The organism is Micromonospora sp. NPDC048835 (genome assembly GCF_040649995.1).
GTDB lineage: Bacteria > Actinomycetota > Actinomycetes > Mycobacteriales > Micromonosporaceae > Micromonospora.
This window is the reverse complement of the sequence record NZ_JBEZGM010000061.1, coordinates 1-9336: the sequence shown is the minus strand read 5'-3', so window position 1 is coordinate 9336 and position 9336 is coordinate 1. Positions and strand designations below refer to the sequence as shown.

Here is a 9336-nt window from a genome sequence, read left to right as displayed (position 1 = left end):
AACTCAACGCACGGCCACGCCAAACCCTCGACTGGCAGAATCCAGCCGAGGTACTCCACAAACACCTGGTTGCAACCGCCGCTTGAAACCGCCGCTCGCCGAGACCACTACATCGATGATCGAGCACGATCAGGGGGTTGAACGGGCCTCGAAGAGCCGGTCAGCGCTTCCCGGCGGACCACTGGGGGTCGCGGCCGAGGTAGGCGAGCAGGACGCTGGCCTCGTCGGCCTCCGGGCCGGTGGTGATCGCCGGGGCGTACGCGCCGTAGTTCCGCAGCGGTTCGACGATCTGCCGGGCGACCACCAGCAGGGGGCGGGCCAGGTCGTCGCCGAGCGGGGACGGCTGACCGGTGGCCGTCGCGATGTCCCAGGCGTGCACCGCGGCGTCGAGGGCGCACGCGACGGCTCCGACGTGAGCCGGCAACTTGCCTTGGGGTAGCGGCGTGGGCACCTGCGGGTTGTCGTCGGCGACACTCGCCCAGGCGCGGGCGGAGGCGTCGAGAGCGGCGCGCAGGTCGACCATCTTGTCGCCCTCGATCTGGCCGGAGGGCGCGAACGGGTCCTCCGTCGGCCCCGGACCGCCGACGATGGCCGAGGCGAAGGCGATCTGGTCACCTGTCGCGTGCTGGAGCACCTGGGTGACCGTCCACTGGTCGCACGGGGTGGATCGGTCCCAGGCGTCGGCCGGGACCCCCTCGACGGCCGTCCGGAGTGCCTTGTGCGCCTCGTCGAGCACGATCCGCCACTGCGCCGCTGCCATCTCGCCCATCGTCCTGGCCCCTCCGTCGATCCCGTCAGACGAGCGCCGCCGCTCGCCTTCAGAGCGGAATGTTCCGCTCCGTTTGCTGTCATCAGCCTAACAGACCGGAACGATCCGTTCCACAAATTAGGTCGACGAATGTGAGAAAGCAACGAGCGCGGCACCCCGGCGGGGTGCCGCGCTCGAAGAACGGGATCGGTCAGACGTTGAAGCCGAGGGAGCGGAGCTGGTCACGACCCTCGTCAGTGATCTTGTCCGGACCCCACGGCGGGAGCCAGACCCAGTTGATCCGGATGTCGTTGACCAGGCCGCCACCCGGGCCGGTGGTCAACGCCTGCCGGGTCTGGTCCTCGATGACGTCGGTCAGCGGGCAGGCCGCCGAGGTCAGCGTCATGTCCAGGGTGGCGACGTTCTCGTCGTCCACGTGTACGCCGTACACGAGGCCCAGGTCGACCACGTTGATGCCGAGCTCCGGGTCGACGACATCCTTCATCGCCTCCTCGATGTCGGCGATCATCGCCTTGCTGACGCCGCCCGCCGGGGTACCGGCGTCGCCGGCCTCCGGCGTCGCGGCACCGTCGGTCGTCGCGGCTTCGGTCTGCGGCGCCGCAGTGGCGTCACCGGCCTCCGGCGTCGCCGCAGTTGCCGTGTTCTCGCTGCTCATGCCATCACTCCGCTTCGCTTAGTGCCGCCACCGGGCAGCACTGCGCTGCACCAATTGTCCGCTCGCCCATGCCATCGCCCCGCTACCGCGCGCGGTGCGGCGCCAACGATCCGCTCCGTCACGCCTTCACCTCTGGGCTCACGCCCACACCGGCGCGTGCCGCGGCGTCCTTGAACGCCATCCACGGCAGCAGCGCGCACTTGACCCGGGCGGGGTATCGGGCAACGCCCGCGAAAGCCACCCCGTCACCGAGCACGTCCTCGTCCGGCGTGACCTGGCCACGTCCGGACATCAACTCCACGAACGCCTCGTGCACCTCGAATGCTTCCCCGGCAGCCCGACCGCGCAGCAACTCGTGCAGCACGCTCGCCGAAGCCTGGCTGATCGAGCAGCCCATCCCGTCGTACGAGATGTCGTGCAGCACCGTGCCATCGGTGGCCACCCGGACGGTGACCTCGTCACCGCAGGTGGGGTTGACGTGGTGCGCCTCCGCGACCTGGTCGCCCGGGTCGTCGGCGTCGCGCAGGCCACGCCCGTGCGGACGCTTGTAGTGGTCCAGGATGATCTCCTGGTAGAGAGAGTCAAGTTGCATCAGGCTGAACTCCCGTCGATTCGCCATGCTCCTGCGTCGCCCGGCTCATCGGAACACCTTCCGCACCTGCTCCAGACCGGCCACCAGAGCGTCGATCTCCTCGGTGGTGGTGTAGAGGTAGAACGAGGCCCGGGTCATGGCCGGGACGCCGAACCGGCTGCACACCGGCTTGGCACAGTGGTGGCCGACCCGCACCTGCACGCCGAGCGAGTCGAGCACCTGACCCACGTCGTGCGGGTGCACGTCACCGAGTGCGAACGAGATGGTGCCACCCCGGCCCACCGGCACGGTCGGGCCGAAGATCCGCAGGTCCGGCACCGAGCCGAGCGCGTCCAGCGCATACGCCGTCAGCTCCTTCTCGTGCCACTGGATGGCCCGCATCCCGACGCCGGTCAGGTAGTCCACGGCCGCACCGAGCGCGACCGCCTCGGCGATCGGCGGGGTGCCCGCCTCGAACCGGGCCGGCGGCGCGGCGAACGTCGAGCGGGCCATGGTGACCGTCTCGATCATCGAGCCGCCACCCATCACCGGCGGCATCGCGGCCAGCAGCTCACCGCGACCCCAGAGCACACCGATGCCGGTCGGACCGCACATCTTGTGCCCGGTGAAGACGATGTAGTCGGCGTCCAGGTCGACCACGTCGATGGGCAGGTGCGGCACCGACTGCGAGCAGTCCAGCAGCAGCAGCGCGCCCACCTCACGCACCCGGGCGGTGATCCGGGAGGTGGCGTTGACCGTGCCGAGGATGTTCGACGTGTGCACCAGCGAGACGATCTTCGTCCGTTCGGTGACCAGGTCCTCCAGGCCCGACTCGTCCAGCCGGCCCTGGTCGGTGACCGGGAACCAGCGCAGCGTCGCGCCGGTGCGCTCACAGAGCAACTGCCACGGGACGATGTTCGAGTGGTGCTCCATCTCGGAGATCACCACCTCGTCACCCGGGCCGAGCCGGAAACGACTGTCGGCGTCCGGGCGCAGTGAGGCGTTCGAGAAGGCGTACGCCACGATGTTGATCGCCTCGGTGGAGTTCTTGGTGAACACCACCTCGTCGACGCTCGGCGCGTTGATGAACGCGGCGACCTTCGCCCGCGCCCCCTCGTACGCCTCGGTCGCCTCGGTGCCCAGGGTGTGCACCGAGCGCGACACGTTGGCGTTGTGCCGCGCGTAGTGCTCGTCGAGCACGTCGAGCACCTGACGGGGTTTGTGCGAGGTGTTGGCGCTGTCGAGGTAGACCAGCGGGTGCCCGTTGATCTCCCGATCGAGGATCGGGAAGTCGGCGCGCACCCGGGCCACGTCGAAACGCGGCACGTCGTCGTACTGCGGCATCCCCTCGGGGATCGCGATGCTGGTCATCTCGGCAGCGCCTCTCCCACTCAGGCCTTGGCCGTGCCGGCCCCGGCGGCGTACCGCTCGTAGCCCTCGGCCTCGAGCTTGTCGGCCAGCTCCGGGCCGCCCTGCTCGACGATCCGGCCGGCCACGAAGACGTGCACGAAGTCCGGCTTGATGTAGCGCAGGATCCGGGTGTAGTGGGTGATCAGCAGCACGCCGGTGTCGCCGGTGTCGCGGACCCGGTTGACGCCCTCGCTGACCACCCGCAGCGCGTCCACGTCGAGACCGGAGTCGGTCTCGTCGAGGATCGCGATCTTCGGCTTGAGCAGCTCCAGCTGGACGATCTCGTGCCGCTTCTTCTCACCACCGGAGAAGCCCTCGTTGACGTTGCGCTGGGCGAACGCCGGGTCCATCTGGAGGCGCTCCATCGCGCCACGCAGCTCGCCGCCCCAGGTGCGCAGCTTCGGTGCCTCACCGTCGATGGCGGTCTTCGCGGTCCGCAGGAAGTTCGCCACCGAGACGCCGGGCACCTCGACCGGGTACTGCATGGCCAGGAAGAGGCCGGCGCGGGCGCGCTCGTCGACGGTCATGGCCAGCACGTCCTCGCCGTCGAGGGTCACCGTGCCGCCGGTGATCTCGTACTTGGGGTGGCCGGCGATCGAGTACGCCAGAGTGGACTTGCCGGAGCCGTTCGGGCCCATGATCGCGTGGGTTTGACCGGAATTCACCTCCAGGTCTACCCCATGCAGGATCGGCTTGAGCTCACCCTCGGGCAGCTTGACCGACACCTTCAGGTCGCGGATCTCCAGGGTGCTCATTATCGGGTCACTCCATTACTCGGCGTCAGGCTGAGGTAGATGTCGCCGTCGCGGACTTCGACGGGGTAGACGGGGACGGGTTCGGTGGCGGGCAGCCCGGTCGGCTCGCCGGTGCGCAGGTCGAAGCGCGACCCGTGCAGCCAGCACTCGAGCGTGCAGCCGTCGACCTCACCCTCGGAGAGGGCGACGGCGGCGTGCGAGCACTCGTCGTAGGCGGCGTAGAAGACGCCGTCCTCGCCGTGCACCAGGGCGACCTGGGTGCCGTCGACATCCGCGCTGATCGCGGTGCCCTTCGGCACGTCCTCGGCGGAACAGATCCGGATCATCAGGCCCCGGCCTTGGTCAACCGGGCCTCGATCGCGTCGCCGAGGCTCTCGCGCAGCGACTCGACCGGGATCTTGTTGATCAGCTCGGCGAAGAAGCCGCGGACCACCAGCCGGCGGGCCTCACTCTCCGGAATGCCCCGGGCCATCAGGTAGAAGAGCTGTTCGTCATCGAAGCGACCGGTCGCGCTGGCGTGGCCGGCGCCGGCGATCTCGCCGGTCTCGATCTCCAGATTGGGTACGGAGTCAGCACGCGCGCCGTCGGTGAGCAGCAGGTTCCGGTTGATCTCGTACGTGTCGGTGCCGGTCGCCTCGGCCTGGATCAGCACGTCGCCCACCCAGACGGTGTGCGCGCTCTCACCCTGCAACGCGCCCCGGTAGCCGACGTAGCTGCGGCAGTCCGGCACGTTGTGGTCGACCAACTGCCGGTGCTCCAGGTGCTGGCCGGAGTCGGCGAAGTAGACGCCGTACAGCTCGGCCTCGCCACCGCGCCCGGTGTATTCCACGCTGGTGAACTGCCGGACCAGGTCGCCACCCAGGGACACCTGGATGTGGATGACCTTAGCGTCCCGACCGAGCTTGATCTTCAGGTGCTGGGCCTGGACCGCGTCGTCGGCCCAGTCGGCGACCGTGACCAGGGTCAGCTTCGCCCCGTCGGCCACGGCCACCTCGACGTTGTCGGCCAGGGTGGCCGAACCCACGTGCTCCAGAACCACAGTCGCCTCGGCGAACCGGCCCACCTCGACGAAGGTGTGCCCGAAGGACGGCTGCTCGACGCCCTCGCCGACCACCCGCAGACGCACCGCCTCGCCGAGCACCACGTCCGGGGAGACCCGCAGCAGCAGGGCGTCGGCGGCGGCACCGTAGGCCAGCGCGCTGACCCGGTCGACGGGGATCAGCACGCTGCCGACCCGCTCGTCGTCACGGCCGATGCGGGTGATGGCGACGCCCTCGGGCAGGTCACCGTACTCGTGCCGGACCGTGCCGGTCGCGGCCGGCGAGTCATCCGACGACTCCAGCTCGGCGTGGCTGCCGGCACGCAGCGACCTGGAGCCGTCGCCGGTCAGGCCGCGGAGGCGCTTGAGCGGGGTGAAACGCCAATCCTCCTCCAGGCCGGTGAGGGCCGGGAAGTCGGCGACGTCGTACGAGCGCAGCGCCTGCGACTTGGTGCTGGGCGGCGGCGCGGAAGCCTGGGTAGTCATCTCTTCCTTGGTCTGTCATGAATCGGAGGGTCGAAGCGGGCTGGACCGGACCCGGCGTACCGGGCCCGGGTCCGACCGTGGCCGGGCGGAGGCGGCGTCAGCCGACCGCGCCCTCCATCTGAAGCTCGATCAGGCGGTTGAGCTCCAGCGCGTACTCCATCGGAAGCTCCTTGGCGATCGGCTCGATGAAGCCACGGACGATCATGGCCATCGCCTCGTCCTCGCTCAGGCCCCGGCTCATCAGGTAGAAGAGCTGGTCGTCGCTGATCTTGGAGACGGTCGCCTCGTGCCCCATCGACACGTCGTCCTCGCGGATGTCGACGTACGGGTAGGTGTCCGAGCGGGAGATGGTGTCGACGAGCAGGGCGTCGCACTTGACCGTGCTCCGGCTGTGGTGCGAACCCTCCAGCACCTGCACCAGACCCCGGTACGAGGTGCGGCCGCCGCCACGGGCGATCGACTTCGACACGATGGTGCTGCTCGTGTGGGGGGCCGCGTGCACCATCTTGGCGCCGGCGTCCTGGTGCTGACCCTCGCCGGCCATCGCCACCGAGAGCACCTCACCCTTGGCGTGCTCGCCGGTCATGTAGACCGCCGGGTACTTCATCGTCACCTTGGAGCCGATGTTGCCGTCGACCCACTCCATGGTCGCGCCCTCGTGGCAGACGGCGCGCTTGGTGACCAGGTTGTAGACGTTGTTCGACCAGTTCTGGATGGTCGTGTAGCGGCAGCGCGCGTTCTTCTTGACGATGATCTCCACGACCGCGCTGTGCAGCGAGTCGGAGGAGTAGAGCGGCGCGGTGCAGCCCTCGACGTAGTGCACGTACGCACCCTCGTCGACGATGATCAGCGTCCGCTCGAACTGGCCCATGTTCTCCGTGTTGATCCGGAAGTAGGCCTGCAGCGGGATCTCGACGTGCACACCCTTCGGCACGTAGATGAACGAACCGCCGGACCACACGGAGGTGTTCAGCGCGGCGAACTTGTTGTCGCCGACCGGGATCACCGTGCCGAAGTACTCCTTGAAGACGTCCTCGTGCTCGCGCAGCGCCGTGTCGGTGTCCAGGAAGAGGACGCCCTGCTCCTCAAGGTCCTCGCGGATCTTGTGGTAGACGACCTCCGACTCGTACTGCGCCGCGACACCGGCGACCAGCCGCTGCTTCTCCGCCTCCGGGATGCCCAGCCGGTCGTACGTGTTCTTGATGTCCTCGGGCAGGTCCTCCCAGCTGGTGGCCTGCTTCTCGGTGGACCGCACGAAGTACTTGATGTTGTCGAAGTCGATCCCGGTGAGGTCCGCGCCCCACGCTGGCATCGGCTTACGGCCGAACAGCCGCAGGCCCTTCAGCCGCAGGTCGAGCATCCACTCCGGCTCGTTCTTCTTGGCCGAGATGTCCCGAACCACCGCCTCGTTGATGCCGCGCTGGGCAGTCGCCCCGGCGGCGTCCGGGTCGGACCAGCCGTACTCGTACCGGCCCAGGGCGGCGAGCTGCTCTTCCTGGGTCAGGGGCTGGACGATCTGCTCGGTCATCTATCTGTCCTCACAGTGGTTACGGGATTACCGGATTGAGCGCGGCCCGGCTGGGTCGGGATGTGCGTGGTGCACACCCCGTCGCCGTGCGCGATGGTGGCCAGACGCTGCACGTGGGTGCCGACCAGACGGGAGATGACCGCGGTCTCGGCCTCGCACAGCTGAGGAAACTCGGCGGCCACGTGCGCCACCGGGCAGTGGTGCTGACAGAGCTGGCCGCCGGAGGCGATCGTGGTCGCATTGGCAGCGTAACCCTCGCCGGTGAGCGCGGCGGCGAGTGCCTCGGCTCGGGCGAGGGGGTCGTCGCCGGCATCCTCCATGGCCGTCCGACAACGGGACTCGAGAGCTGACACCTGCTCGGCGGCGAACGCCTCGACCGCGTCCGATCCGCCACTGCGGGCGATCCACCGCAGCGCGGCGGTGGCCATGTTGTCGTAGTGGTGTGTGCCACAGCGAACCCGGGCGGCCTCGGTCAGCAGGAACACCTTCGCCGGACGGCCCCGACCGCGACTGCCCTGCACGGGCTGCTCGCGGGCGTACACGTCACCGTCCGCGAGCATCGCGTCCAGGTGCCGGCGGATCGCCGCGGGACTGAGCCCGAGCGACGCGCCAAGCTGCGCGGCAGTGGTGGCACCCTGCTCCAGCAGCAACTGGGTGACCCGATCCCGGGTGGAGACCTCCGCCGCCGCCGACCCGGCGAGGCCGGGCAACGTGGGCACAGCCGGCGCGGACACCGGCGCACCGACGGCCGGCACGACCGTCGGTTGGTGCCCGGAGAGCGCCGCCGCGTTTTTCACAACGCCAACGTTACGTAATTACCCGGAGGGTCGCAAACCCGGGCCCCGGTGATCCCAAACACCGCACCGACGGAGTCGGACGAACCTCGATCACTACGGTGCGTAGGATTTGCGCCGTGAACCGAATCGTCCGTCCGGTCTCCGGCACCCTGCTGCGCCGCCTCGCGCTCGCCTCGATCATCGCGAACGTGGGCATCGTCGTCACCGGCGGGGCCGTCCGACTGACCGCCTCGGGCCTCGGCTGCCCCACCTGGCCCCGGTGCACCGACGATTCCTACGTCACCACGCCGGAGATGGGCGTGTACGGCGTCATCGAGTTCGGCAACCGGATGCTGACCTTCGCGGTGGGTCTGATCGCGCTGGCCACGGTGCTGGCCGTACTGCTGCACCGGCCCCGCCGACCCGGGCTCCTCGCACTGGCCGTGGTGGTCTTCCTGGGCATCCCCGCCCAGGCGGTACTCGGTGGCATCACCGTGCTCACCAACCTCAACCCGTGGGTCGTCGGGCTGCACTTCCTCGCCTCGATGGCGGTGATCGCCGCCGCGTACGCCCTCTGGCGGCGCATCGTCGACCCCGACGGCCCGGTCGAGGCCGTGGCGCCCACGCCGCTGCGCACACTGGCCCGGGTCACCACCGGCGTCACCGCCGCCGTGCTGGTCGTCGGCACCTGGGTCACCGGCAGCGGCCCCCACGCCGGCGACCACGGCGCGGCCCGCAACGGACTGGACCCGGAGACGATCTCCCAAGTGCACGCCGACGGGGTCTTCCTGCTGATCGGGCTGTCGGTGGCGCTGATCTTCGCGTTCCGCGCCGTCGGCGCGCAGCGGGCCACCCGCGCGGCGATCATCCTGGTCGCCGTGGAACTGGGGCAGGGCGTGATCGGCTTCGTGCAGTACTTCACCCACCTACCGGCACTCCTGGTCGGCACGCACATGCTCGGGTCCTGCCTGGTGCTGCTGGCCGCCCTGTCGGTGCAGTGGTCCACCCGGGAACGCCGTCCGGTCACACCGGCCCCCCAGGCCGCACCCACCGACACCGCCACCCCGGTCCCGGCCACCGCCTGACGCCCCGGCCGCCAGATCACCTGGCCGCCCCGCGCCTCTGTGTGCAGCGCCCCCGCACCTTCGGGTCCCGGCCTTGGTGCCTCCGTGCCGTGGCGCCCCCGTGCCGTGGCGCCCCCGTGCCGTGGCGCCCGCTCTCCGCTCGCCGCGCTCCGCTCGCCGCGCCCCGCGCCCCGCGCCCCGCGCCCCGCGCCCCGCGCCCCGCGCCCCGCGCCCCCCGCCCCCCCCCCCCCGCCCCCCGCCCCCCCCCCCCCCCCCCACACCC

10 protein-coding genes are annotated in these 9336 nt (G+C 70.0%); 1 reads left to right on the top strand and 9 read right to left on the bottom strand.

Annotation, left to right across the window (positions count from 1 at the left end; all coding sequences use genetic code 11):
• Positions 1-160 precede the first annotated feature (160 nt).
• From AB0C15_RS32455 to AB0C15_RS32415, 9 genes are all read right to left on the bottom strand, one after another.
• Complete coding sequence (locus tag AB0C15_RS32455) at positions 161-760, bottom strand: TIGR03086 family metal-binding protein (RefSeq protein WP_357358562.1); 600 nt, start codon at positions 758-760, stop codon at positions 161-163.
• Positions 761-959: 199 nt separating this feature from the next.
• A complete protein-coding gene (locus AB0C15_RS32450; protein ID WP_357358559.1) occupies positions 960-1424 on the bottom strand; it encodes a metal-sulfur cluster assembly factor in 465 nt (154 codons plus the stop codon).
• Positions 1425-1542: 118 nt separating this feature from the next.
• The gene (sufU, locus tag AB0C15_RS32445; RefSeq protein WP_357358557.1) at positions 1543-2016 is read right to left on the bottom strand and encodes a Fe-S cluster assembly sulfur transfer protein SufU; all 474 of its coding nucleotides are present in this window, start codon (positions 2014-2016) and stop codon (positions 1543-1545) included.
• A 45-nt stretch (positions 2017-2061) separates the two neighbouring features.
• Positions 2062-3366, bottom strand: a complete 1305-nt coding sequence (locus AB0C15_RS32440; RefSeq protein ID WP_357358554.1) for a cysteine desulfurase — start codon at positions 3364-3366, stop codon at positions 2062-2064.
• A 20-nt stretch (positions 3367-3386) separates the two neighbouring features.
• The gene (gene sufC / locus AB0C15_RS32435) at positions 3387-4160 is read right to left on the bottom strand and encodes a Fe-S cluster assembly ATPase SufC (RefSeq protein ID WP_357358552.1); all 774 of its coding nucleotides are present in this window, start codon (positions 4158-4160) and stop codon (positions 3387-3389) included.
• Positions 4160-4486, bottom strand: a complete 327-nt coding sequence (locus AB0C15_RS32430; protein WP_357358550.1) for a non-heme iron oxygenase ferredoxin subunit — start codon at positions 4484-4486, stop codon at positions 4160-4162. Before AB0C15_RS32430 ends, sufC begins: the two co-directional genes overlap by 1 nt.
• Entirely contained in the window at positions 4486-5685 is a 1200-nt protein-coding gene (sufD, locus tag AB0C15_RS32425; RefSeq protein ID WP_357358548.1) for a Fe-S cluster assembly protein SufD, read from the bottom strand. The genes AB0C15_RS32430 and sufD overlap by 1 nt, the downstream gene beginning before the upstream one ends.
• Positions 5686-5782: 97 nt before the next feature.
• Positions 5783-7213, bottom strand: coding sequence for a Fe-S cluster assembly protein SufB (gene sufB, locus AB0C15_RS32420; RefSeq protein ID WP_145779864.1), 1431 nt, complete (start codon positions 7211-7213; stop codon positions 5783-5785).
• Positions 7210-7947 (bottom strand): HTH domain-containing protein, encoded by a 738-nt coding sequence (locus AB0C15_RS32415; protein ID WP_357358564.1) that lies wholly within the window; start codon positions 7945-7947, stop codon positions 7210-7212. The genes sufB and AB0C15_RS32415 overlap by 4 nt, the downstream gene beginning before the upstream one ends.
• Positions 7948-8108: 161 nt before the next feature.
• On the opposite strand from AB0C15_RS32415, the gene AB0C15_RS32410 reads away from it, so the two are divergent.
• Positions 8109-9074 carry a COX15/CtaA family protein gene (locus tag AB0C15_RS32410; protein WP_357358545.1) on the top strand — a complete coding sequence of 322 codons (966 nt, stop codon included), beginning with the start codon at positions 8109-8111 and terminating at the stop codon, positions 9072-9074.
• Positions 9075-9336 lie beyond the last annotated feature (262 nt).

Coding starts and splice junctions, on each gene's coding strand:
- AB0C15_RS32440 (WP_357358554.1), bottom strand. CDS start 3,366: ATGACCAGCATCGCGATCCCCGAGGGGATGCCGCAGTACGACGACGTG.
- sufC (WP_357358552.1), bottom strand. CDS start 4,160: ATGAGCACCCTGGAGATCCGCGACCTGAAGGTGTCGGTCAAGCTGCCC.
- sufB (WP_145779864.1), bottom strand. CDS start 7,213: ATGACCGAGCAGATCGTCCAGCCCCTGACCCAGGAAGAGCAGCTCGCC.
- sufU (WP_357358557.1), bottom strand. CDS start 2,016: ATGCAACTTGACTCTCTCTACCAGGAGATCATCCTGGACCACTACAAG.
- AB0C15_RS32455 (WP_357358562.1), bottom strand. CDS start 760: ATGGCAGCGGCGCAGTGGCGGATCGTGCTCGACGAGGCGCACAAGGCA.
- sufD (WP_357358548.1), bottom strand. CDS start 5,685: ATGACTACCCAGGCTTCCGCGCCGCCGCCCAGCACCAAGTCGCAGGCG.
- AB0C15_RS32450 (WP_357358559.1), bottom strand. CDS start 1,424: ATGAGCAGCGAGAACACGGCAACTGCGGCGACGCCGGAGGCCGGTGAC.
- AB0C15_RS32430 (WP_357358550.1), bottom strand. CDS start 4,486: ATGATCCGGATCTGTTCCGCCGAGGACGTGCCGAAGGGCACCGCGATC.